The sequence below is a fragment of the Streptomyces sp. CC208A genome (assembly GCF_030010625.1).
Lineage (GTDB): Bacteria > Actinomycetota > Actinomycetes > Streptomycetales > Streptomycetaceae > Streptomyces.
In genome coordinates, this window is record NZ_JASCXN010000002.1 from 39,383 (window position 1) to 64,951 (window position 25,569).

Annotated in this window: 11 protein-coding genes; 5 read left to right on the forward strand and 6 right to left on the reverse strand. The window is 74.4% G+C overall.

Features of this window, described 5'->3' with window-relative positions; genetic code table 11:
* The first annotated feature begins 50 nt into the window (after positions 1 to 50).
* The 3 genes from QK442_RS02455 to QK442_RS02465 all read left to right on the forward strand — a co-directional run bounded on the left by QK442_RS02455 (position 51) and on the right by QK442_RS02465 (position 3,728).
* A complete protein-coding gene (locus QK442_RS02455; RefSeq protein ID WP_282692094.1) occupies positions 51 to 1,295 on the forward strand; it encodes an MFS transporter in 1,245 nt (414 codons plus the stop codon).
* 74 nt (positions 1,296 to 1,369) lie between these two features.
* Positions 1,370 to 2,407 (forward strand): guanitoxin biosynthesis L-enduracididine beta-hydroxylase GntD, encoded by a 1,038-nt coding sequence (gntD, locus tag QK442_RS02460; protein WP_282692095.1) that lies wholly within the window; start codon positions 1,370 to 1,372, stop codon positions 2,405 to 2,407.
* Positions 2,408 to 2,819: 412 nt separating this feature from the next.
* The gene (locus tag QK442_RS02465; protein ID WP_282692096.1) at positions 2,820 to 3,728 is read left to right on the forward strand and encodes an ArsR family transcriptional regulator; all 909 of its coding nucleotides are present in this window, start codon (positions 2,820 to 2,822) and stop codon (positions 3,726 to 3,728) included.
* Positions 3,729 to 3,803: 75 nt separating this feature from the next.
* On the opposite strand, the gene QK442_RS02470 is transcribed toward QK442_RS02465, so the two are convergent.
* The gene (locus tag QK442_RS02470) at positions 3,804 to 4,445 is read right to left on the reverse strand and encodes a hypothetical protein (RefSeq protein ID WP_282692097.1); all 642 of its coding nucleotides are present in this window, start codon (positions 4,443 to 4,445) and stop codon (positions 3,804 to 3,806) included.
* Between the two features lie 188 nt (positions 4,446 to 4,633).
* Between QK442_RS02470 and QK442_RS02475 the strand changes: the two genes are divergently transcribed.
* Together QK442_RS02475 and QK442_RS02480 are read left to right on the forward strand one after the other, a co-directional pair.
* A complete protein-coding gene (locus QK442_RS02475) occupies positions 4,634 to 5,791 on the forward strand; it encodes a histidine kinase (protein WP_282692098.1) in 1,158 nt (385 codons plus the stop codon).
* Positions 5,782 to 6,423 carry a response regulator transcription factor gene (locus QK442_RS02480; RefSeq protein ID WP_282692099.1) on the forward strand — a complete coding sequence of 214 codons (642 nt, stop codon included), beginning with the start codon at positions 5,782 to 5,784 and terminating at the stop codon, positions 6,421 to 6,423. Before QK442_RS02475 ends, QK442_RS02480 begins: the two co-directional genes overlap by 10 nt.
* A gap of 47 nt (positions 6,424 to 6,470) precedes the next feature.
* Here QK442_RS02480 and QK442_RS02485 read toward each other — a convergent pair whose 3' ends face one another.
* The 5 genes from QK442_RS02485 to QK442_RS02505 all read right to left on the reverse strand — a co-directional run bounded on the left by QK442_RS02485 (position 6,471) and on the right by QK442_RS02505 (position 25,419).
* Positions 6,471 to 7,748, reverse strand: a complete 1,278-nt coding sequence (locus QK442_RS02485; protein ID WP_282692100.1) for a serine hydrolase domain-containing protein — start codon at positions 7,746 to 7,748, stop codon at positions 6,471 to 6,473.
* Positions 7,745 to 16,885 carry a non-ribosomal peptide synthetase gene (locus QK442_RS02490; RefSeq protein WP_282692101.1) on the reverse strand — a complete coding sequence of 3,047 codons (9,141 nt, stop codon included), beginning with the start codon at positions 16,883 to 16,885 and terminating at the stop codon, positions 7,745 to 7,747. The genes QK442_RS02485 and QK442_RS02490 overlap by 4 nt, the downstream gene beginning before the upstream one ends.
* Before the next feature lie 17 nt (positions 16,886 to 16,902).
* Positions 16,903 to 21,816: a non-ribosomal peptide synthetase gene (locus tag QK442_RS02495; protein ID WP_282692102.1), complete on the reverse strand. Its 4,914-nt coding sequence runs from the start codon at positions 21,814 to 21,816 to the stop codon at positions 16,903 to 16,905.
* A 250-nt stretch (positions 21,817 to 22,066) separates the two neighbouring features.
* Positions 22,067 to 24,688 (reverse strand): ABC transporter permease, encoded by a 2,622-nt coding sequence (locus QK442_RS02500; RefSeq protein ID WP_282692103.1) that lies wholly within the window; start codon positions 24,686 to 24,688, stop codon positions 22,067 to 22,069.
* Positions 24,685 to 25,419 carry an ABC transporter ATP-binding protein gene (locus QK442_RS02505; protein ID WP_282692104.1) on the reverse strand — a complete coding sequence of 245 codons (735 nt, stop codon included), beginning with the start codon at positions 25,417 to 25,419 and terminating at the stop codon, positions 24,685 to 24,687. Before QK442_RS02505 ends, QK442_RS02500 begins: the two co-directional genes overlap by 4 nt.
* Positions 25,420 to 25,569 lie beyond the last annotated feature (150 nt).

Here is a 25,569-nt window from a genome sequence, read left to right on the forward strand (position 1 = left end):
CCGCCGGGAGACTCGGGGCGTCGGCCGCCGTCACCCAGGGAAGGCACGGTATGACCACGCCCCTGCCGCGCAACCGCGACTACCGCATCCTCTGGTCCGGCATGTTCCTGTCCGAGATGGCGGGTGAGGTCGCGTACATCGCGTTCCCGCTCCTCGTGCTCGCCCACGGCGGCTCGGCGGCCGCGGTCGCCGGTGTCGCCGCGATGCTCGCCGGCGCCCGCGCCCTGGTCAGCCTGCCCGCCGGGGCGCTGGCCGACCGGGTGGACCGCAAGCGGGTCATGGTGGCGACCCAGTGCGTACGCACCGTGGCGATGCTCAGCGTCGCCGTCACCGTCCTGCTGGGCGACTGCCCGCTGTGGCTGATCCTGCTGGTGGCGGTCGTCGAGGGCGCGGCCGCAGGTGTCTTCGTACCGGCCGAGCACGCGGCCCTGCCCCAGGTGGTGCCGGCGAGCCTGCTGCCGCAGGCGCTGGCGCGCAACGCGGCGCGGCCGTTCGCCGCGCTGTTGATCGGTCCGGCGCTGGCCGGCTTCACGTTCGGGCTGCACGAGGCGCTGCCGTTCACGCTGAACACCTCGGTGCTCGCGGTGTCGTTCGTGGCGCTGGCCGCCCTGCACCTGCCGCGCCGCGCCGCCCAGGAGACCGCGGCTGTCGCCGCGCCGCAGGTGGGCGGGTTCGCGCCGCTGCTGCGCATGCGGATGATACGGGCGACGACGGCCTGGATCGTCGGCGTGAACCTCGCGTTCCACACCCTGGTCGTGCTCGTCCTCATCGTGTCGGGCGAGGCCGACGTGGCGCCCGGGCAGATGGGCCTGATGATGACGTGCTTCGGCGCGGGCGGTCTGGCCGGCGCCCTGATCGCCGACCGGCTGCACGCGGCGGCGCTGTCGCCGGCGGTCCTGGTCATCGGCTCGACCTGGGTCTTCGCCGCCGTCGCCGGAGCCATGGCGTACGCACCGCGCGGCGTGCCGCTCGGCATCCTCCTCGGTGTGGCCGCGATGGCCATGCCGGTCGCGAACACCACCGTGATCACCTGTCAGCTGTCGGCGGTGCCCGACGGCTTGCGCGGACGCCTCTCAGGGCTGACGGCGCTCGGCTCCGAACTGGCCGCCACGGCCGGGCCCGTCGTCGCCGGCGTGCTGTCCACCACCACCCGGGACGGCGCCGTGAGCATCCTCGGCGCGGCCGCGCTGCTGGTGGCCGTCGCCGCCCTCGCCACCCTGAGCCCGACCCTGCGCCGCCTCGCGCTGCCCCGGCCGGTCGACGGTTCGGCCGAGGAACAGCCGGTGCACTCCTGACCACCGGGTCCGACCATCGACTCTGACCATCGGCTCCGGCCACCGGCCCTGGCCATCGACAACGGAGGAAGACGATGCTGAAGCTGCGGTTGCGCGACGAGGACGTCGTCGCGATCGAGAAGATCACCGACGAGGTCGCGGGGCGCTTCTCGTCCATCGAGGACCCCGCCCTGCACCGGGCCGCGCAGGTCTACGCGCACGAGCTGCCCCGCGGACTGCGGTCGGCGCTGGTCGACTTCAGGCTGACCGAGCCGTCGGGCGTCCTGGTCGTGTCCGGACTGCCGGTCGACGACACGGTGCTCGGGCCCACCCCGCCGGACTGGCGCGAGAAGGAGGCACCGGACGCGACCCTGCGTCTCGACATCCCCTTCCTGCTCATCGGCTGCCTGCTCGGCGAGCCGATCGCCTGGGCCACCCAGCAGGACGGGCGCCTCATGCACGACATCTTCCCGATCCGCGCCCACGAGCACGGCCAGATCGGCTGGGGAAGCGCGGAGACGCTCGCCTGGCACACCGAGGACGCCTTCCACCCCCTGCGCACCGACTACCTGGGGCTCATGTGCCTGCGCAACCCCGACGGGGTGGAGACGACCTTCGCCGACATCGCCGACGTCCGGCTCGACGACGCGACGCGCGCGGTCCTGGCGGAGAAGCGCTTCAGGATCCTCCCGGACGACTCGCACCGCCCGCAGAACCAGGTCGAGGGCGGCCGGGAGGACCAGGAGGGCCCCGAGGCGGCCGAGTTGAGGAGGCGCAGCGCCGAGCGGGTGGAGAGCGCCCTGCGGTTCCCCGAGCCGGTGGCGGTGCTCTTCGGCTCGCCCGAGAATCCATACGTCCGACTGGATCCTTATTACATGCAGGGAGTGCAGGGCGAATACGAGCAGCGGGCACTGGACAAGATCGGAAAAGCCCTGGACGACGCGATGAGCGGGGTGGCGCTGGTCCCCGGCGATATCGCTTTCATCGACAACTATCGCGTGGTGCACGGACGCAAGCCCTTCCGGGCGCGTTTCGACGGAACCGATCGCTGGCTGCGTCGGCTGAATATCACCCGCGATCTGCGCAAGTCCCGGCATGCGCGGCTCTCGGCGGGCGCGCGCGTCATCTACTGAGGCGCGGCCCGGCCGTTCCCGGCTTTCCCACGGCCTCGGAGACTGGCACGGAACACCCGCCGTCGGCCAGTCGATTCTCGGACGACTACGGCCGAATCGCGGTGATCGGGGTCCGGATGCGGGGCTCGGACGCGGCGGGGACCGGGCCCACCGGGGGTCGGGCGCAGGTGACGGCGCGAACGGCGGTGATGGCCCGCACCGGACACGGGGGCGACAATTCCGTGGCCCGGACGTGAAATCGGATTACCGTCGTCCGCTGTCGACTTCCTCGTCGAATCACTGTTCTTGCCACGGCTGGCGGCTCGCACTTAGGCTCCGCGTGACAATTGTGTATCGGGGGAAGCCAATGCTGCGCATCAAAGTCTCCAGCGAAGACATACAGCGGCTGAGAATGGTACATACTTTAGGTCCGGTGTCCGAAGCGGTCTTCGCACTGCACCACTTCGGACGGGACCGGGCCCGCAACGGCGCCGGCTGGCACAGATGCGTCCGCGAGCGCCTCGGCGACGACCTCCCCGCCGTGAACGAGGTCGTCTCCCAGTACCAGGTGGTGCCGGATCTCCTGTGGCTGCTGGAACGGGACGGGACCGACGCGGACTCGGTGCCGACGGCCGTGCGCGCCCGGGCCCGCAGCCTCGCCCAGATCGTCTTCCTGTTCTGCAGCGCCGGCGTCCTGCCCTACTGGTCGCAGATGCGGGCCCGGCTGGAGATCGAGCGTGACGTCCGAGGACGGATCGCCATCACGAACGGCGTCGAGTTCCTGCTCGCGGGCCTCCACCCGAAGGTGACCTGGGAGTCCTCGGAGCTGCGCATCGCGTCCGAGGCCGACCTGGAGATCCAGCTCGACGGACGCGGCCTGCTCCTGTGTCCCTCGCTCTTCCTCCCCGACAAGACCTGCGTGCTCGTCCGCTCCGAGCGGCAGTCCAGCCTGCCGGCGCTCGTCTTCTCGGTCCCCCTGGACCTCCACCTCCTGGAGTCGCCCTCCGAGGAGGCGGGGACCGAGGGCGACCGGGCGCTGGCCGCCCTGGTCGGGGCCACCCGGGCGGCCGCTCTGCGCGCGCTGTCCGAGAGCGGCACCACCGGTGATCTGTCCGACCGGCTCGGCATCTCCCTCTCCGGCGCCAGCAAGCAGGCCACCGTCCTGCGCGAGGCGGGCCTGATCACGACGCTCCGCAACCGCACCACCGCCATGCACACGCTCACCCCGCTCGGCCTGGCGCTCCTGCAGCGGGAGTTGCCCACCGAGACCGTCGGTCTCCCGGGCCACGCCGACAGCCTCCGGGCGGGCGCACGAAGGAGCCGTCCCGTTCCTCGCTGTTAGCTACGCGCATCACGGCCGTTCAGCTACGCGCATCACGTCCGACGCCGCCACGATCCACGAACCCGGACAGGGGCCTCACGGCATGACCCGTGTCTCGACCACGCGTCCCTCGGCGAGCATCACCACCACGTCGGCCCGTTCCAGCGAGGCCAGGCCCTCGGCCGCGGCCACCACGCACAGCCCCCGCCGGTCCACCGCCTCGCGCAGCAGGTCCAGGACCGCCGCCGCGGCGACCGGCGGAAGCCCGCTCGTGAGACGGTCGGCGACCAGGACGTCGGGAGCCCCGGCGACGGCGACCGCGACGGCGGCCGCGCGCTGCCCCTTCTCCGTCAGGTCGCGTACCGGGGTGTGCCGTTCCTCCCACAGGTCCAGCCGGTGCACGGCGTCACGCAGCACCTTGGCGGCTCCCGCCGGCAGCTCGTCGAGCGCCGTGGCGAGGGTGCCGGCCGCCGCCGGCTGCTCCGCCACCGGCAGCAGCCCCACGTGCGCGAGCCGGAGGCCCTCCGCGAGCCGGACCTCGCCCTCCGTCACCGGGTCCAGACCCGCGGCGCACCGCAGGACGGCGGTCCTGTCCTCGGCGGCCGGCCCGGCCACGGCCGTCCAGGTCCCGCGCTCGCAGGCGAAGGACACGCTCTCGATCACGTACGCGGACTCGTCGCCCCCGGCTCCGATCCTGCCGGCGCGGCTCAGCCGCAGCGCCGGATGATGCTCAGTCATGGTGGTCCCTTTCCCCCCTCGGGAGGTAGGTTGTGCAACCGGTCCGCCGTCCCCGTTCCACTCCGGCGGAGGTGGGCCGACCCTGTCCACCCCCCGTTCCCGACAATCGGCCTGACCGGCATGTTAGAGCTTCCGTCAGCGCGGGGCCCATACCTTCCGCCGCAGGGAAACAACTACAGCCTGCTGTAATGCGCGCGGCGGCCCGGTCTGTTCCGGTGCTCCGGGCCTGGGCGCCGTCGCCGCGGGCCGCGGTCTATCTGCTCGGGGAACTCGGCACCGCCGTCACGAGCCTGCTGTCGTTCCTGCTCCTCTGCCATCCGAGCATGCGTCGGTCGTGGGCCGACTGGCACCGGCAGCGCGCCGGGCGCCTGCTCGGCCGGAAGGTCCGCGCCCAGGACGTCGGACTGCCCCGTCTGCTGCGCTGGCTCGCCCTGCACGTCACCTTCGGCATCGCCTGCGGCCTCGCCACGCTCGTCTGCGTCGGCAACGCCCTGCTCCTCCTGGTCACCCCCCTGCTGCCCTGGCTGCTCCCGGCTCGGGAGACCCCGCAGACGGTGCTGGACATGCCGGTGGCCGGCTGGCAGGAGGACGCCGCCGGCCCGTCGGTGGGGACCGTCCTGTTCGCCGTCGGCTGTCTGGCGCTGTCGCCGCTCGCCACGGGGTACGCCCGTCTGACGCTCGCCGCGCTCGGCTCGTCCCGTACCCAGGTACTGGCCGACCGGGTGGCCACCCTCACCCGCACCCGAAGCGACGCGCTCGAGACGCACGCCGCGGAGCTGCGGCGGATCGAACGCGACCTGCACGACGGCACCCAGGCACGGCTGGTGGCCGTGGCCATGCGGCTCGCGATGGCCCGGCGGTGCCTCGACGGCGACCCGGCCACCGTCGCCCGGATGCTGCGCGAGGCGACCGAGATCACCGAGGAGGCGATGGTCGAACTCCGCGAGGTCCTCCGCGGGATCTACCCGCCCATCCTCGCCGACCGGGGCCTGCCCGGGGCCCTGCGCACCGTCGCCGCCCGGGGCGGGGTGCCGGTCTCCCTCGACATCGGCGAACTGCACCGGATCCCGGCGGCCATCGAGGCGGTCGCCTACTTCGCGGCCGCCGAGGCGCTGACGAACGTGGCCAAGCACAGCCGGGCCACCGAGGCGGGGCTGCGGGTGTCGCGCACCGAGGACGTGCTGACGGTCGTCGTCACCGACAACGGCGTGGGAGGGGCGCGGGAGACGAACGGCAGCGGACTGGCCGGCCTCCGCGGCCGGGCGCGGGCCCTCGACGGCAGCGTCACGGTCGTCAGCCCGGCGGGCGGGCCCACCACGATCACCGTGGAGCTGCCGTGCGCATAGTCATCGCGGAGGACAACGTCCTGCTCGCCACCGGCATGGAGCTGCTGCTGACCCACGCCGGCTACGAGGTGGCCGAGGTCGCCGGCGACGCCGAGGGGTTCCTGGCCGCCGTGGACCGGCACCGCCCGTCCGCCACCATCGTCGACGTACGGCTGCCGCCGTCCTTCCGCGACGAGGGGATCCGGGCCGCGATCGAGGCCCGGCGCCTCCACCCCCGCCTGCCGGTCCTGGTCCTCTCCCAGTACGTGGAGCAGACGTACGCCTCCGAGCTGCTCTCCGGCAGCGGGGGAGGGGTCGGCTACCTGCTCAAGGACCGCATCAGCCGGGTCGACGAGTTCCTGGAGGCGCTCGACCGGGTGGCCTCCGGCGGAACCGCGCTCGACCCCGACGTGGTGGCCCAGCTGCTCGCCCGGCGCACCCAGCCGCTGTCCACGCTCACCCGCCGGGAGCGGGAGGTCCTGGCGCTCATGGCGGAAGGGCACGACAACGCCACACTGGCCAGGAAGCTCTCCATCACGGACAACGCCGTGCACAAGCACATCGGCAACATCTTCGCGAAGTTCGACCTCACCGAGGCCGACGCAGGCCACCGCCGGGTCCTGGCCGTCCTGACCTACCTGGAAGCACGCTGAGAGCGGCGGGCCCGTCCGCCGGACGGGCCCGCCGCTCCCGTGACGCGCTACTTCCGCACGCGCTCCTCCCGCCGGACGGAGAGCCTGCCGGTGATCTGCACCCGGTCGATCCCGCCGGTCGCCGGGTCGCGCAGGAACCGCCCGAGGTACGGCATCGCCGCGCGCGGACCACCGTCCGAGGGCGTACGGAAGGCGAGGTCCTCGCCGACGTGGAGCCGTACCGGGGCCGTACCGGCGACCGAGAGCAGGAGGTCACCGCCGTCGGTCTCGACACGGCAGGACCAGTCGCCGTTCACGTACCGCCCCGCGCATTCCGGCGGTGCCGGCACGGGCCCGGTGCCGCTCGTGTCCCGGGGGTGGTCGCCGACCCGCAGGCCGGTCCCGGCCAGCCGCCCGAGCAGCGACTCCCACAGGCGCGCGCCGGTGCTGCCGTTGGCGGTCAGCGCCACCACGGTCCGGGTCGGCGGGTGCACCCGAAGGTGGCTCCAGGCGCCGTCGCCGGTGCCGTCGTGGCCGAACCAGCTCCCGTACCGCGACCAGCCGGCGCCCCAGCCGCCCGCGAGGCCGTGGGCGCCCGCGGCGAGCCCCTCCGTGACGTCCTCCCGCATCGCCGGCGCCGTCCCGGCGTCGAGCAGGGACGTGCCCGGGCCGAGGCCCAGGTGCGCGGCACCGAACACCGCGAGGTCGCGGGCGGAGAGGCACAGGCCCGCGGCCGGGTCCTCCAACGGCGGCACGGACTGCTCCCGGATGGGCCGGGGCGGGGCGTCCGGGCGTACGAGATGGCCCGGGGCCACGGGTCCCGCGCCCTCGTGCCCCAGGGGGCGCAGCAGCATCGCGTCGACGGCCTCCGCCCAGTCGAGGCCCGTGATCTCCTCGACCAGCCGGCCGGCGACGAGATAGCCGGGGTTGGAGTACGAGAAGACCGTGCCCGGCGCGTGCACCGGCAGCTCGGCCGCGTGGCGGGCGAGCCACCGGGCGCGGGTGGTCCCGGGCGGCAGCTCGGCGGTGTTGGCCGCGAGGCCCGCGGTGTGGCTGAGCACCTGCCGCAGCGTGAACTCCGGGACCCCGCGCAGCTCGGCCAGCTGTTCCGACAGCGGCTCGTCCAGGTCCGCGTCGCCGTCGGCGACCAGCAGGGCCGCGAGCGTGGCGGTGAACGGCTTGGTGAGCGAGCCGAGCGGGAACGCCGTCTCCGCCGTCACCGGGCGTCCGGAACCGGCCTCCTCCTCACCGGTCTCCGCGGTGAGCAGGTCGCCGTCGCGCCAGACGGCCAGCTGGGCGCCGGGGACGCCGTGCCGGAGGGCGAGCTCCGCCAGAAGGTCCTTCACCGGTGGCCCTCCGTCCCGAGGGCCGGGTCGCAGAGGCGGGCGATCGACCGCAGCGCCGCCACGAGCTCCGAGCCGACCCGCTCGATCGTGTCGGGCTCGTGCAGGTCGACCGAGTAGTACAGGTCGAAGCCGAGCCGCCCGTCCTCGACGGCGCCGACCACCTCAAGGGCCTGCACGACCCGCTCGCGGTCGTCCTGCTCCCGGCCGATCGGCTCGTGGAAGGCGTGGAACAGGGAGCGGTCGGCCGTCTGCGTGATCTCCTGGGTCTGGCTGTGGTAGTTGAACAGCACCGCGGGCGGCGTGTGCTCCGCCGGCGGGGTGCCGGTCCCGGCGAGGTGCCGCAGCGCCCCGTGGCCGAGCCCGTTGCCGGGAACGGCGCGCAGACAGCGCCGCACCGACCGTACGACGGCCGGCCAGTCGGCCTCGTCCCCGGCCCGTCCCGGCACCTCCAGGGCCACCGGGTACGAGCTGGTGAACCAGCCGACGGTACGGGACAGGTCGACGTCCTCGAAGATCTCCTCCCGGCCGTGGCCCTCCATCTCGATCACCAGCCGGTCCTCGCCGGACCAGCGGCACACCGTCCACGCCAGCGCGGACAGCAGCACGTCGCTGGCCCGGGCCCGGAACCTGCCGGGCGCCGTGTGCAGCAGCACCGCGGTCTCGTCCCGTTCGAGGCGCACCGGCATGATCCGCCGCGAGGACACCACGTTCGGCCCCGGACCGTCGGCCGGCAGCGGCGCCGGCTCGGGCACCGCGTCCCAGTGCGCCGTCTGGTCCGCGAAGCCCCCGTCGGCCGCGTGCGCCGCGAGCCGCGTGGCCCACTGCCGGAACGAGGAGGTCTTGGCGCCGAGGTCGATCGCCTCGCCGTCCACGGCCTGCCGGTAGGCGAGGTCCAGGTCGTGGTTGAGGATCCGCCAGGACACGGCGTCGACCACGAGGTGGTGCACGGTCAGGTGCAGACGGGCCCGCCGGTCCGGACCGAGGTCGAACAGGACCGCCCGCAGCAGCGGCCCGGCCGCCAGGTCGAAGCCGGTGTCGGCCGCCGCGGCGAGCCGGTCCATGACCGGGAGCAGCTCCTCGTCGGGCAGCCCCGACAGGTCGTGGCGCTCGAACAGTTCACCGGTCTCGGCGGCGGCGTTCCACTGCGACCAGCGGCCCTGTTCGTCCCGGGTGTAGCGCATCCGCAGCGCGTCGTGATGGGCGACGACCGCCGTGAGCGCGGCCCGCAGCGCCGACTCGTCGGTGCCGGCGGCGAGTTCGACGTGGATCGACTGGACGAGGTGCTGCGGGGCGACCGTGTTGCGGGCGAAGAACTCGTGCTGGATCGGGGTGAGCGGCACCTCGCCGGCCTCGGCGTCCTGGGTGGCGGCGACCCGGCGGTCCCGGCCCGCGGCGGCGACGAGCCGCTCGACGGTCGGATGGCGGAACAGGTCGCTGGAGGAGACCTGCAGCCCCGCCCGGCGGCTCTTGAACACCACCTGGATGCTGAGGATCGAGTCGCCGCCGAGGTCGAAGAAGTCGTCGGTGACCCCGACGCGCTCCACGCCGAGGACCTCCGCCCAGATCGCGGCCATCGTGCGCTCCTCGGCCGTGCGGGGCTCCACCCGGGCCCGGCCGGACGGTGTGGCGGCGGGCTCCGGCAGGGCGCGGCGGTCGACCTTGCCGTGCGGGGTGAGCGGCATCCGCTCCAACCGCACGAGCGCGGCCGGGACCATGTACGCGGGAAGCCGGTCGGCGAGGTACCGGGTCAGTTCGGCCGGGTCCTGCTCCGAGACGACGTACCCGACCAGACGCCGGCGGCCCGGCTGGTCCTCGCGGACGACGACCGCGGCCCCGGCCACGTCCGGGTGCGCGGTGAGCGCCCGCTCGACCTCGCCGAGCTCGACGCGGTAGCCGCGCAGCTTCACCTGGTCGTCGGTGCGGCCGACGAACTCGAGCGTGCCGTCCGGGAGCCGGCGCATCAGGTCGCCGGTGCGGTACATGCGGGCACCGGGCGCCCCGAACGGGTCCGGCAGGAAGCGTTCCGCGGTCATCGCGGGCCGGTCCCGGTAGCCGCGGCACACCCCGTCCCCGGCGATGTACGCCTCCCCGGTCACCCCCACCGGCACCACCTGGAGGTCCCGGTCGAGGAGGTACACCCGGGCGTCGGCGGCCGGCCGGCCGACCGGGACGGTCCGTCCGGGCCGTCCACCGCGCTCGACCGGGAAGCACGTCGCCGTCACCGAGCACTCGGTGGGGCCGTACGCGTTGACGATCCGCAGGTCGGGCAGCCGGTCCAGGACGCGCGCGCAGTGCGGCCCGGACAGCGCCTCGCCGCCGACGACGACCTTGCGCAGCCCCGCGAGGATGCCAGGGTCGGTGTCGGCGACGGCGTGGAAGAAGCCCGCCGAGAACGACATGGCCTGCACCTCGTGGTCGCGCAGGAACTTGTCGAGCTCGTCCACCGAGCGGAAGTCGCCGGGCCGCACGGCCAGGCACGCGCCGCTCAGCAGCGTCTGCCACAGCTCGTTCTGCGCGGCGTCGAAGGAGATCGAGTGGTGCTGGGCGACGGTGGCCGCGTCCCCGAAGGTGTGCTCGCCCGCCGCCCGCACGAGGCGGGCGAGACCACGGTGGGTGACCATGCTCGCCTTGGGCGTGCCGGTCGAGCCCGAGGTGTACACGAGCACGGCGAGGTTGTCCGGCACGGTGCGCGAGGGCGGCGGCCCGTCGAAGGCCCCCGGCCGCAACTCACCGGTCAGAAGCTCGTCGGTGAGCAGGACCCGGGCCTCGGTCGGCGGCAGGCCGGGGGCGAGCGCGGCACTGGTCAGCAGCACCGGCACCCCCGAGTCGCGGAAGAGGTGGGCGAGGCGCTCGGGCGGGTAGCCGGGGTCGAGCGGCACGTACGCGCCGCCCGCCTTCAGGACGGCGAGCATGGCGGTGATCATCTCGGCGCCGCCGGGCAGGCAGATGCCCACCGGCACCTCGGGACCGACCCCCCGGCCGACGAGTTCGTGGGCGAACCGGTCGGAACGGGCGTCCAGTTCGGCGTAGGTGAGCCGGGTGTCGCCGGCGACGACCGCGGGCCGGCCGGGGTGCTCGCGGGCCACCTCCGCGAAGAGCTCGTGCAGGCACCGCTCGGGGTAGCCGGACGGCGTCCCGTTGAACTCCTCGACCAGAAGGGCGCGTTCGGCGCCGCGGACCATCGGGAGCTCCCGCAGTGTGGCGCCGGGCGCCGTCACCATCGCGTCGAGCACGCCGAGCAGGTGACCGGCGAAGCGGCGCGCGGTGGCGTCGTCGAACAGGCGCGGGTCGTAGCCCACCCGCAGGTGGAGCCCGCCCACCAGGTGCGCCACGCACGTGAGCGGGAAGTTCGACGTCTCCAGGCCGGCGAGCGACCGCACCTCCAGACCGTGGCGCTCGGCCGCGTGCTCGTCGTACGGGAAGTTCTCGAAGACCACGCAGCTCTCGAAGAGGTCGGTGCCCGCCGGGATCGCGGCCCAGCGCCGCACCTCGGCGAGCGAGACGTACTCGTACTGGCGGCCGTCGACCTGCTGCTCCTGGATCTCGCGCAGCCAGGACCGCAGTTCGCTGTCGGGCGAGACGGTCAGCCGGGCGGGCAGGGTGTTGATGAACAGGCCGATCATGTCGTCCGAGCCAGGCAGTTCGGCGGGCCGGCCGCCGGCCGTGGTGCCGAAGCAGACCTGCCGGTCGCCGCTGTAGCGGGACAGCAGCAGGGCCCAGGCGCCCTGGACGAGCGTGTTGACGGTGACCCGTGCCTCCCGGGCGAAGCGCTCCAGGCGCCCGGTCTCCTCCGCGGTGAGCGCGAGGTCGACGTGCCCGGTGTCGCGGGACTGGTGGGAGCGCAGCGGCGTCCGGTCGTACGGCAGCGCGGTGGGCGTGGAGAACCCGGCGAGCAGCCCCGTCCAGTACGCCTCCGCCGCCGCGGTGTCCTGCTCGCCCAGCCAGCGCACGTACTCGCGGAACGGGCGGCGGGGGCGCGGCGGTTCGACCTCGCGTCCGCTGAGCGCGGCGTGTTCCGCGAACACCTCGCCGAGCACCTCGGCGAAGCTCCAGCCGTCCAGGAGCAGGTGGTGCGAGGAGCAGCGCAGGTGGACGGCGGACGGGGAGAGCCGGGCCAGGTGCAGCCGCAGCAGCGGCGGCCGCGACAGGTCCATCGGTTCGACGGGTGCCTCGGACAGCAGGCGTATGCGCTCCTGCTGCTGAGTATCCGTCAGCTCCGACCAGTCCTCGACGACGACGGGCACGCGCACGTCCCGGTGGACCACCTGAAGGGGGTGTCCGCCGTCGGCGTCGGCGATCGCCGTGCGCAGCACGGGGGTGCGGTCGACGACCCGCTGCCACGCCTCGGCCAGCAGCGCCGGGTCGCGGACGCCGTCGAGGACGAGCGCGAGGTGGGTGAGGTACATGTCGTCCTCGTGCGCGTCGAGCGAGTGGAACAGCAGACCGCTCTGCATCGGCGTCAGCGGGTAGACGTCCTCGACCGTGCGGCCGTCCCCGGCGATCCGGTCGACGCCGGCCTGGTCGAGCCCGGCGAGCGGGAAGTCGGAGGGGGTGCAGCCGCCGGCCCGGGCGCAGTGCGCCACGATCTCGGCGAGCGCCGCCGTGAACCGTGCCGCGAGGCCGGCGACGGTGGCCTCGTCGTGCAGCGCGGTCGAGTACTCCCAGGAGAGTTCGAGCCGGCCGCCGCGGACCATGCCGGTGATCTCCAGGGGGTTCGGGCGGGTCAGCTCCGCACCGCGGTCCGGCGCCGGGCTGGGGTGCCAGGCGCGCAGCAGGCCGTCGCCCGAGGCCACGTCGAAGTGGCCGTGGTAGTTGAAACCGACCTGGCAGCGGCCGCCGCCGAGCCCGGAGCCCTCGGTGAGGTGGCGCAGGGCGCCGTAGCCGATGCCGGCCTCGGGGACCGCGCGCAGGGTCTCCTTGACGGCCTTGAGCCGGGTGCCCCAGTCGCCGTCCGGCACGGGCAGCACCACGGGGAAGAGCGTGGTGAACCAGCCGGCCGTACGGGACAGGTCGACGTCGTCGAAGAGGTTCTCGCGGCCGTGGCCCTCCAGCTCGACGGCGACGGCCTCGCCGCCGGTCCAGTCGGCGAGCACCGCCGCGAGCGCGGTCAGCAGGACGTCGTTGACCTGGGTGCGGTACGCCGCCGGCACGTCCCGCAGCAGCGCGCGGGTCAGTTCGGGGTCGAGGGCGGTCTCGACCGTACGGGCGTGGGCGAGGGTGTCCGGTGCCGTGCGGTCGAGGGGCAGCGGCGGGCAGGCGGCGGAGGCGGCCTCCACGCCCCGCCAGTACGGCAGTTCGGCGGCGAAGCGACCGGATCCGGCCGCCTCGGTCAGCCGCGTCGACCACTCCCGGAAGCCGGTGGACTTCTCCGGGAGGACGACCGGCAGGCCCTGTGCCGCCTGCCCGTGGGCGAGTTCGAGGTCGGCGAGCAGCACCCGCCAGGTGACCCCGTCGACGACGAGGTGGTGCGCCGTGACGAACAGCCGGTCGGGCTCGGGGGCGCCGGTGAAGAGCACCGCGGCGAACAGGGGCCCGGTGTCCAGCCGGAAACCGGTCTGCGCCGCCGTGACCGCCTCCCGGACGGCCCGTTCGCGGGCGGGGCCGTCGAGCCCCGAGAGGTCGACCGTGCGGAAGGGCTCGCCCGTCTCGGCGGGCGGGCAGTGCTGCCGCCAGGTGCCGTCGGCGGGGACGGCGCGCAGCCGCAGCGCGTCGTGGTGGTCGACCAGCGCCGTCACGGCCGTGCGCAGGGCGGCCGGGTCGGTGCCGGGGGCGAGCTCGACGAACAGCGACTGGTTGAAGTGGGCGGCGCCCTCCGGGTACTGCTCGAAGTACCAGCGCTGCACCGGGGTGAGCGGCACGTCCCCGACCGCGGCGGCGGGCGCCCGCCGCTCCGACGGCTCCACGGCCCGGACGACGGCGGCCAGTTCGGCCACGGTCTGGTGCCGGAAGATCTGCTTGGCGGTCAGGCGCAGACCGGCCCGCCGCGCCTTCGACACGACCTGCAGCCCGACGATCGAGTCGCCGCCGAGCTCGAAGAAGTTGTCGCCGACACCGACCGTGCCGGGCTGAAGTCCCAGCACCTCGGCCCAGATCGCGGCGAGCGCGGCCTCGGTGGGGTCGCGCGGCGGCACGTGGTCCCCGCCGGTCTGCTCGGTGAGCGCCGGGGCGGGCAGCGCCTTGCGGTCGAGCGTGCCGCTCGGGGTCGCCGGAAGCTCGTCGAGGACGACGAGCGCGGAGGGGATCGCCGGGTCGGGGACGATCCCCGCGAGGAAGGCGCGCAACTCGGTGAGGGTGGGCGCGGCACCGTCCGCGACCAGGTAGCCGACGAGCCGGTCGCGGCCGGCCGTGTCGGCCCGTACGGCGGCGGCCGCGGCGGCGACGCCGGGGTGGCGCAGCAGGGCGGCCTCGACCTCGCCGAGCTCCACCCGGAAGCCGCGGATCTTGACCTGGTCGTCCGCCCGGCCGAGGTACTCAAGGTCGCCGTCGGGCCGCCATCGCCCGATGTCGCCGGTGCGGTAGAGGCGCCCGTCGGTGAACGGGTCGTCGAGGAAGCGCTGGGCGGTCAGCTCGGGCCGGTTCCAGTAGCCCTGCGCCACACCGTCACCGCCGATGTGGATCTCGCCGGGCACGCCGACGGGCACGGGCCGCATCCGGCCGTCGAGGACGTACGTACGGGTGTTGCCCAGCGGCCGGCCGACGGGCACGACCGCCGTGCCGGCCGACGTACCGGGCCGCAGCCGGTACGTCGTGGAGTCCACGGTGGTCTCCGTGGCGCCGTAGTTGTTGGTGACGACGGCGTCGGCGGGGAGCAGCTCCAGGACCGCCGCCGCGTCGTCGGCCAGCCACGCCTCCGAACCGACCGCGAGGACGCGCAGCGAGTCCGCCCGGCCGCCCGCCCAGGACAGCTCCTGGGCGACCGCCTTGGCCAGCGACGGGGTGGTCACGAGCAGCTGAGGGCGGACCTCGGAGATCAGCGCGGCCAGGGCGGGCGGATCGGTGACCACGTCCGCCGGGCAGATCACCATCTCGCCGCCGTACATCGCGGACATCAGGAAGTCGCCGAGGAACAGGTCCACGGCGAGGCTGGACACCGACAGGCTGCGGCCCCGCAGCCCGGCCAGGTCGTAGCGGTCGTCCCAGGCGCGCATCATGTGGACGGCGTTGCGGTGGCTGACCATCACGCCCTTGGGGCGGCCGGTCGAGCCGGAGGTGTAGACGACGTACGCCAGGTCGTCGGGCCCGGCGGCCGTGACGGGGGGCGTGGCGGGCCGGCGGGCGATGGCGTCCTGGTCGGTGTCGAGCCGGATCGTGGTCCAGGAGCCCTCGCCGATCGCCGCCGAGTCGGTGATCAGCACCGGCGCCGCGGCGTCGTCGAGCATCAGGGCGAGCCGCCCGGCGGGATGCTCGGGGTCGAGCGGCACGAACGCGCCACCGGCCTTGAGCACGGCCAGCAGGGCGACCATCGCGTCCACGGTGCGGTCGAGGCAGACCCCGGTCAGCGTGCCGGGGCGGACGCCGGCCGCGACCAGGTGGTGGGCGAGCCGGTTGGCCCGCGCGGCCAGTTCCGCGAAGGTGAGCCGCCGGCTGCCGTCGCTCACCGCGACGGAGTCGGGGGTCCGGGCCGCCTGCTCGTCGAAGAGCCGGTGCAGGGTCCGCGCGGGCGGTACCGGGAGGGCCGGGCCCTGCCAGTCCGCGGTGAGCGTGCGCAGCTCCTCGGCCGGCAGCATGGACAGACCGGCGAGCGGGGCCGCGGGCTCCCGCGTCACCGCGCGCAGCAGGGTGACGAGGTGGCCGCCGAGCCGCTCGACGGTCGCCCGGTCGAACAGGTCGGTGCTGTATTCGAGGTAGCAGACGAGCGAGGAGTCGTCCTCGTAGAAGTCGAAGGTGAGGTCCAGCTTCGCGACGTCGACCGGCGGCTGGATCTCGGAGACGTCCAGACCCCGGAAGTCCGGCAGCGTGGCGGCCATGTTCTGCAGGTTGACCATCACCTGGACCAGCGGCGGCCGGGACGCGTCCCGCTCGGGCCGCAGCGCGTCCACGAGGCGTTGGAAGGGGACCTCGTCGTGGGCGAAGGCGTCGAGGAGGCCGTCGCGCACCCGGCCGAGCAGCTCCGTGAACGCCAGGGACTCGTCCACCTGGGAGCGCAGGACCACGGTGTTGATGAAGAAGCCGATCAGGTTCTCCAGTTCGGGCCGCTGCCGGCCCAGGGTGACCGTGCCGACGGCCACGTCGGGCTCGCCGCAGTACCGGGCGAGCAGCACCTTCGTGACCGTGACCAGGGACATGAACAGCGTCGCGTCCTGCCCGCGGCTCAACTCCCGCAGGCGGTCGAGGACGTCGGCGGGGATCTCCACCGGCAGGGTCGCGCCCGCCGGCGTGCGGACCGGCGGCCGGGGCCGGTCGGTGGGCAGCTCGGTCGGGCGTATCCCGGCGAGCCGCTCGCGCCAGTGGGCGAGCTGCTCGTCGAGCGCGGCGGACCGCTCGCGCTCCCAGACGGCGTAGTCGGCGTACTGCACGGGCACGGGCGGCAGGGACGCGCCGGTGCCGGCGGCCCCGGCCTCGTAGGCGGCGGACAGTTCGCCGAGCAGCTGCCCGGTCGACCAGCCGTCGCACACGATGTGGTGCATGGCCAGGACGAGCACGTGCTCATGGGCGTCGACGCGCAGCAGCGTGGCCCGCAGCAGCGGCCCGCGGCGCAGGTCGAACGGCCTGTTCATCTCCTCCGCGAGGAAGCGCTCGACCGCGGCCGGGGCGTCGGGCCCCGACACGTCGACGACGGACAGGGCCCGGCCGGCGGGCTCGTGGACGACCTGGACGCCACGGCCGTCGACCGCGTCGAAGGTGGTGCGGAGCACCTCGTGCCGGCGCACGACCAGGTCGAGCGCGGCGGCGAGCGCCGCGGTGTCGAGCCGGCCGCTCAGCCGCAGCGCGCGCAGGGTGTTGTACTCGGCGCTGTCCGGCTCCAGTTCGGCCAGGAACCAGAGCCGTTCCTGCGCCGAGGACATCGGCAGCAGACCGTCGCGGGGAACGGCCGGGATGGGCCGCTCCTCGGGCGCGGACTCGCCGGCGAGGCGCCGCAGCAGCTCCGCCTGCAGGTGGGCCGGGACGGACGCGAACTTCTCGTCGGGCTGGGTCATCTGCGTTCCTCTCTGGGTCAGATCCGGCCGGGCACTTCGGGACCGGGGACGGCGGTCAGGCTCGCGAGGACGCGCTCCTGGACCGTTCCGGCGAGGTCCCGCACATGGCGGTGCTCGAACAGGTCCCTCGGGGAGATCGGTACGCCGAACGCCGCGCGCATGCGGACGGCCAGGCGGATCGCGTTGATCGAGTCGCCGCCGAGGGCCACGAAGCCGTCGTGCGCGCCCACCCGGGGCACCGCGAGGACCTCGCCCCAGATCCGGCAGAGGGCCTCCTCGGTCGGGCCGTCCGGCGCCACGTACGACTCCTCGGCCGGGCGGAGCCCCACCTCGGGCAGCGCCGCCCGGTCGAGCTTGCCGTTGCGGGTGACCGGCAGCACGGTCAGCGGCACCACGGCCGCCGGGACCATGTACGCGGGGACGTGGCGGGCGACGTGGTCGCGCAGCTCCTCCGCGGACGGCACGCCGCCGCGCGGCACCACGTACGCGACGAGCCGCTTGCCGGCCTCGTCGGACCGCACCACGACCGCGGCCTCGGCCACCGCCTCGTGCCGCAGCAGTACGTTCTCGACCTCGCGCGGTTCCACCCGGAAGCCCCGGATCTTGACCTGGTCGTCCGCCCGGCCGGCGAACTCCAGAAGGCCGTCCGGGTTCCAGCGGACCAGGTCGCCGGTGCGGTACAGCCGGGCGCCCGGCCGGCCGAACGGGTCGGCCACGAAGCGCTCCGCCGTCAGGCCGGGACGCCCGACGTAGCCGCGGCCCACGCCGACGCCGCCCAGGTAGAGCTCGCCCGTGACGCCCGGCGGCACGGGGCGCAGCCGGTCGTCGAGGACGCGGACGCTGGTGTGGGGGATCGGCCTGCCGATCGGGACGTTGTCGTACCGGACGCCGGGCTCCACCGGGAACAGCGTGGCGGCGACCGCGCATTCGCTGGGCCCGTACCCGTTGAGCAGGCGGCGGCCGGGCGACCAGGCGGCCGCGACGTCCGGGGTCAGGACCTCGCCGCCGGTGTTGATGGATTCGAGGCGCGGCAGCGCCTCCGGGTCGAGCACCGGAAGGACGGTCGGCGGCCCGGTGACGGCGTGGACGTCGGCCTCGCGCATCTGCTCGATGAGTTCGGCGCCGCTGTACGTCCCGGCGGTCCTGGGGGCGACCAGCGTGGCGCCGCCCGCGAGCGAGCTCAGGAGGACGAGCGAGGCGGCGTCGAAGCTCATGGGGGTGAGCTGGTAGGTCCGGGCGCCGGGGCGCACGTGCAGGGGGATGAACGTTTCCACAGTGTTGACCATGGACCGGTGCTCGATCATGGTGCCCTTGGGCCGCCCGGTGGAGCCCGAGGTGTAGACGATGTACATGAGGTCGCGGGGGCTGCCGTGGTCGGGCGGGGCGGTCGCCGGCCGGGCGGCGATGGCGGGCCAGTCCTCGTCGAGCAGGACGAGGGGGGTCGCGGTGCCCGCGAACACGTCGGCGTGGCGGGCGTGGGTGAGCACCACCGCCGGACGCGCCTCCTCCAGGATCGCGGCGGTGCGCGCGACGGGGTGGTCGGGGTCGATCGGCACGTACGCGCCGCCGGCCTTGAGCACACCGAGGACGCCGACGACCAGATCGGGGCCCCGCTCGACGGACACCCCGACGATCACGTCCGCGCCGACGCCGAGGCCGGTCAGGTGGTGGGCGAGCCGGTTGGAGCGCTCCTCGACCTCCGCGTAGGTGAGCCGGTGCTCGCCGCGCTCGATCGCGACGGCGTCCGGCCACCGGGCGGCGCGTTCGCTGATGAGGTGATGCATGCGCCGCTCGACGGAGTACGCGGCGGGCGGGGCCGTGCCCCACGCGCCGAGGACGAGTTCCCGCTCGGCGCCGGTCAGCGCCGTCACGTCGCCGACGCTCGGCGCGGCGGGGTCGACCAGCCCGTCGAGGACCGTGATCAGCCGTGCGGCGACCCGTTCCACGGTGCCCGGTTCGAAGACCGTCTCGTCGTAGAGCAGCCGCATGACCAGGGACTCGTCGGGGAACACACTCAGCGCGAGCGGGTAGTTGGTGGCGAACTCGACGTCGAACGCCTGGACCGCGGTCCGGTCGAACGGATAGTTCTGGAACACGACGGCGGTGTGGAACAGCGCGGCCCCGGGCTCCACGTCGGCGAAGGACTGCACCCGGCCGAGCGGGGCGTAACCGAACTCGCGCGCCGTGGCCAGCTCGCGCTGCAACTCCTCCAGCCAGGGCAGGACCGGCCGGTCGTCGTCCGCCAGGACCCGGACGGGCTGCGTGTTGATCATCATGCCGACCATCGACTCGACCCCGGGCAGCTGCGCGGGACGCACCGCCGCGCTCGTGGCGAAGCAGACGTCCCGCTCGCCGCTCAGCCGGGCCAGGAGGACGGCCCAGGCCCCCTGGACCAGGGTGTTGACGGTGAGTCCGGTGCGCCGTGCGTACGCCGAGACCCGTGCGGCGGTCTCCGCCGGCACGGTCACCCGCACCGACCGCCTGGCCGCGGGCCGGTGGCCCTCGGGCGGCTGCCGGTCGCCGGGCACGGCCACCGGACTCGTGAAGCCGGCCATCCGGTCGCGCCAGTAGGCGTCGGCCGCGTCCAGGTCCTGCTCCGCGAGCCAGCGCACGAAGTCCTGGAAGGGCGGCCGCGTCCGCACCGGCTCGCCGCGGTACCCGTCGAGCACGTCCTGCAGCAGCTCCGCCGAGCTCCACCCGTCGGTGACCACGTGGTGCATCGTCCAGACGAGCTGAACGGAGTCCGGGCCGAGCCGCACGACCGTGACCCGGCTCAGCGGCGCCCGGGTGAGGTCGATTCCGGCGGCACGGTCGGCGTCGAGCAGCTCCCGCAGCCGCGCCGGGTGCTCCGCCTCGGGCACGGCGCTCCAGTCGAGGTGGGTCACCGGCAGCGTGACCTTCTCCCTGACGTGCTGGACGGGCTCCTCGACGTCGGCCCAGCGGAGTTCGGTGCGCAGCACCTCGTGCCGCTCGGTGGCCTCCTGCCAGGCCCGGCCGAGGCGGCCGGGGTCGGTGACGTCGCCGAGCCGGACGACGAACTGGATCAGGTGCAGCGCCGGGTCGTCGAGCATGAGCGCGTCGAAGAGCATGCCGCTCTGCAGGGGGGTCAGGGGGTAGCTGTCCGCCCGCCGCGTGCCGTCGGGTGCCGCGGGGGACGCGGGTGCCTCGTCGAGCCGGGTCGCGGCACCGGCCATCGCCTCGACCGTCGGGTGGGCGAAGACGTCGGCCGTGCTCAGGACGAGCCCCCTGGCCCGCGCCCGCGCGACGAGCTTCATGGTCAGTACGGAGTCGCCGCCCAGGGCGAAGAAGTCGTCGCGTGCGCCGACCCGTTCGACACCGAGCGTCTCGGCCCAGAGCACGGCGAGCTCGCGCTCGGTGGCGGTGCGCGGCGCGAGGTACGCCCCGGCGCCGTCGGCCGGGGGCTCGGGCAGCGCGGTGCGATCGACCTTGCCGTTGGCGTTGACCGGAAGCCGCTCGGTCCAGACGACGCGCGCGGGCACCATGTAGCCCGGCAGGCGCGCGGCCAGCCGGTCGAGGAGTTCGCGCTCGGGGAGCGGCCTCGGCCCCGTCGGGTAGGCGAGGATGCCGCGGGCCGGGCCGTTCTCCCGCACCACGGCGACGGCGTCGGTGACGCCGGGGCAGTCGCGCAGCGCGGCCTCGATCTCGCCCAGCTCGATCCGGAAACCACGGATCTTGACCTGGTGGTCGACGCGGCCGAGGAACTCGACGAGCCCGCCCTCGGTCAGCCGTACCCGGTCGCCGGTGCGGTACAGGCGGCCGCCGGGCACGAACGGATGGGCCACGAACCGCTCGGCGGTCAGCGCGGGGCGGCCGGAGTAGCCGCGGCCCGTGCCCTCACCGCCCAGGTACAGCTCGCCGGTGCCGCCCGCGCCGACGGCCCGCAGCCGCTCGTCGAGCACGTACGCCTCGGTGTCGTCGAGGGCCGTGCCGATCACCGTCACCCCGCCGCGCTTCTCGTCCGGCGTCATCCGGTGCGCGGTGGCGAAGACCGTGCACTCGGTCGGACCGTACACGTTGACGAGGGCGGTGTCCGGGCAGGCGCGGCGCACCCGCTCGACGGCGCTCTCCGACGGGACCTCGCCGCCGGTCCACACCTCGCGCAGCCCCGCGTAGCAGTCGGGCTGCTCCTCGGCGAAGAGCCGGAACAGCGCGGCGGTCAGGAAGAGCGCGTCGGGGCGGTGCTCGGCGACGAGCCCGGCCAGCGCGGGAGCGGTCAGCTCCGCGGGCCCTATGACCACACGGCCGCCGTTGAGCAGCGGCAGCCAGACCTCGTAGGTGGAGGCGTCGAAGGCGAGCGGCGCGTTGAACAGCGCGCACCGGCCGAACGCGGCGCGCACCCGGGGTTCCCGGGCCAGCGCGGTGATGTTGCGGTGGGTGATGGACACGCCCTTGGGCAGGCCGGTGGAGCCCGAGGTGTGGATGACGTACGCGAGTTGCTCCTCGTCGACGGTGACGCGCGGGGCGTCGGGGCGCCGGCCCGGCTCCGCGTCGTCCACGAGGAGTACGGGCGGCCCCGCGACCGCCGCCCGGCCCTCGGTCGACCGGTCGGCCATCAGGACGACCGCGCCGGACTCGGCGAGGAGCCGGCGGACCCGCTCGTCGGGATAGCTCTCGTGCAACGGCACGTAGACACCGCCCGCCTTGAGCACGGCGAGCAGGGCGACGACGGTCTCCGGCGTGTGGCCCGAACGGCCCGTCAGCAGACCGACCCGCGACTCGGCGGCCACCCCGGCGGCGACGAGGCGGTGGGCCAGGTGGTTGGCGCGCTCGTCCAGCTCGCGGTACGTGAGGGTGGTACCGGCATCGACGACCGCGGGCGCGCCGGGCTCCCGCCGGGCGTGTGCGGCGACGAGGTGGTGGACGGCCCGGCTCTCCGGGCCGACCGGTGCGTGGGCAGGATCGTGGGACATGCTCGGCCTCCACTGGGGACACGCGTGGCGCGCGGATCTGTCGACGGTCGAGCTTGGCCCGCGGAGCCGTACCGGCTCCACGTTCTTGAACGGTGAGGAAACTGCCCGCTCGGTACGGGGCGGGCGGCGGGGACGTGACACAGGCGAGGCGCGGGCGGCGGGCCCGGAAATGGGTGAGACGCGGGCGGCGGCCCGCGAAACGGGTGAGACGCGGCCGGAGCCGCGCCTCACCCGTGCCGACGGCCGCCCGTCACTCGGCCCTGGCGATCGCCTCCACGGCCGGGGGCCGCAGCGCCAGCCTGGCCGGCAGCATCACGGCGGGCCAGGCGATCGCGGCGGCGGCGCCCACGATGCCGAGGTACATCAGGGGCGGGATGGACGGGAACACGGACTCGCGGATCGCGTAGCTCATCCCGATCAGCGAGGGCAGCGCGGCGAGCGTGCCGACGACGACGGCGGAGAGGACGACGATGCCCGCCTCCCGGCGCATCATCGACCTGACCTGGTCGGTGCGGGTGCCGACCAGACGCAGCAGGGCGAACTCGCGGCGCCGTGAGATCGTCGCCATGACCAGGGTGTTGACGACGGCGATGGCGAGATAGCCGAGCAGGACGGCGTTGAGCACGAGGCTGATCCCGCCGCCCCCGTCGTCGGTCGGCGCGGCGGTGAGCGCCTCGGCGTCCCGCAGCCGCAGGGTGGGGTACGCCTTGAGCGCCGCGCTCAACTCCGCCTCGCGGTCGGTGTTCACCATCAGCCACTGGTCGAGGTGGTCGGTGGTGTGCGCGATCACCACGTCGTGGGGGAGGGTGACGTCGCCGAAGCCGAGACCGTTCTCGTAGACCGCGACCACCGTCGCCTTCTCGACGGTGCCGTCGCCGAGGTGCACGTCGACGCTGCCGCCCACGTCGACGCCGACGGTGCCGGCGACGAGACGGCTGAGGGCGACCGTGGAGCCGGTGAGACGGTTCAGGTCGCCGCGCAGCAGACCCAGGTCCAGGGTGTCCGGTACGGCGGCGGGGTCGACGCCCTGCGCCGTGGAGATCCGGTACTGGATGCCGTCCCCGTCGTCGGGCCAGGTGAGGATCGCCGAGGTACGGACGACCGGGCCGACCGTGCGGACGCCGGGGACGTCCCGGAGCTCCCCGGCCAGTCCCGGTGAGATGCCCGCGCCGACGGAGGTCACCACGTGGTCGGCGATCACCCCGGCGGCGGCCTGGTCCTGCGCGGTCGCGGCGAGCGTCGTCCCGCTGAAGAGCTGGGCGGACGCCATGGTCACGCCCATGATCAGCGGGGTGGTGGCGGCGCTGAGCCGGCGGGCCCGGGCCCGGGAGTTGGCGATGGCGAGGAAGCGGGTGACGCCGCCGGGCCGTCGGCCGAGCAGGGCCGCGATGCCGCCGAACAGCTTCGGCCCGAGCAGGCCGACCGCGATCACCAGGATCAGGGCGGAGCTGGCGGCGCCCTCGATCGCCGCCTCGCCGGGCAGCACGATCGGCAGCACGACCGCGACGGCCAGGCCCGCGGGCACGAGCAGCACACCGAGCGAGAGGCGGAACCAGCCGAGCTTCCTCGGCTCCACGGCCACGTCGCCGAGCGCCTCGACGGGACTGACCTTCGCGGCGCGCCGGGCCGCGAGCCAGCCGCCGATCCGGGCCGCGAGGACGCAGACCAGCAGGGCGAACAGCACCGGCAGCACCGTGATCACCAGCGAGAACCCGGGCGGCAGCGCGCCGGCCGCGGTGAACACGGTGTGCAGCAGCAGGGCGAGCAGGACGCCGGGGACGGCGCCGAGCACGGCACCGATCCCGCCGACGAGCACGGCCTCGCCGCCGATCATGCGGAGCACCTGCCGGGGGGTGGCGCCGACGGCCCGCAGCAGGGCCAGTTCGCGGCGGCGCTGCTGCACCGAGAGGGCCAGCGTGCCGGCGACCACGATGATCACCAGCAGGATCATGGTGGCACCGAAGGCGCTGGCCACCTCGATGACGAACGCCCGCATCTGCCCGACGTCGAGCGTCTCGGCGTCGCTGCGGTCGTCGCCCGTGTACGTGACCACGCCGGGCACGGCTTTCTCGATCCGCTCGGCGAGCTCGCCCGGATCGGTCCCCGGCGCGGCCAGCACACCGACCGCGTCCACCGTGCCGGGCGTGCCGTGGAGCCGCGCCGCCCGGTCGTCGGTGAAGAAGACCGCGGACTGGCGGTGGAACGGGGCGGCGGGCGCGGCGACGCCGCTGACCCGGTACGACGCCGGTTCCGAGCCCGTCACGAGCGTGACCGCGTCTCCCGGGGAGGCTCCGAGCCGCCGGGCGAGGCCCTCGTCGAGGACGACGTCCTCGGCCGCGCCCGGCGGGGTGCCGGCGCGCACCGTGAACGGCGCGAGCACGGAGGCGGACCAGCCGTGCCCGTACACGGGCGGACCGTCGAGGACGGAGCCGCCCTTGAGGACGGTCGTGCGGACGCTGACGTCCCCGACCGCGGACTCCACGCCCTCGACCGCGGCGACCTTCCCGACCGTGCCGGCGGGCAGCCTGACCCGTTCGGAGAGCCGCGGGTCCGTGTCGCCCTCGACGGGCATGGCCTGGTGGCCGCCGACGACGACGGCCGCCCGGTGGTACCGCTCGGCCGGGACTCCCGAGCGGATGCCGGTCTCCAGGAGCACGCCGCAGGCGGTGATCACGGCGGAACCGACCGCGACGGCGACGAGGACCGCGGCGAAGCCGCCCTTGCGGCCGCGGATCGTGCTCCAGGCGAGGGAGAGGTTCTGGCGCGAGAGCGTACGGACCTTCTTCTTCGTCTTCCGGGTCTCCCGCGTCGTCAGGGCCGTCGCCGGGGCCGCCGGCCGGTCCGCCGCCGTGGTCCCGTACTCGCGGCTCACCCGTCACCGAGCCTGGTCATCCGGTCGGCCACCTGCTCCGGCGTCGGCCGGACGAGCTCACCGGCGAGCCGGCCGTCGGCCAGGAAGGTCACCGAGTCCGCGTGCGAGGCGGCGACCGGGTCGTGGGTCACCATCACCACGGTCTGCCCGGTCCGGTCGACGACCCCCCGCAGGAGCTCCAGGACCTGCTTGCCGGTACGGGTGTCGAGCGCGCCCGTCGGCTCGTCGGCGAAGATCACGTCGGGTCTCGTGATGAGGGCGCGGGCGATGGCCACGCGCTGCCGCTGGCCGCCGGAGAGCTGCCCGGGGTAGCGGTCGCCCATGTCGGCGAGGCCGACGTTCGCCAGTTCGGCGCGCACCTGGTCGGTGGGGACCGGGGCGCCGGCCAGCCGGAACGGCAGGCCCACGTTGTCGGCGACGGTGAGCGAGTCGAGCAGGTTGTACGACTGGAAGACGAACCCGACCCGCTCCCTGCGGATCTCGGTGAGCCGCTCCTCGTCCAGGCCGGCCAGCCGGACGTCGCCGAGGACCACCCCGCCCTCCGTGGGCTTGTCGAGCCCCGCCGAACAGTGCAGGAAGGTGCTCTTGCCCGAGCCGGAGGGGCCCATGACCGCGAGGAACGTCCCGCGCGGCACGCCCATCGTGACGCCGTCAAGGGCTGTGACCGCATTACGGCCGGAGCCGTAGGTTTTTGTCACGGATTCCAATAAGAGCGCGTACCCGCCAGTCACCGCACACCCCTTTCCCTATTTGCCGGAACGGTAGCGTTCGGCGCCCTCGCCGATCAACTCGGATGCGAGGGCAATACGATTTCGCGCCTTCCGCCACGGCCCGCGCGCACGGCCCCCCACCTGCGGTCCCCTCTTCGGCCGTCGCCTCCC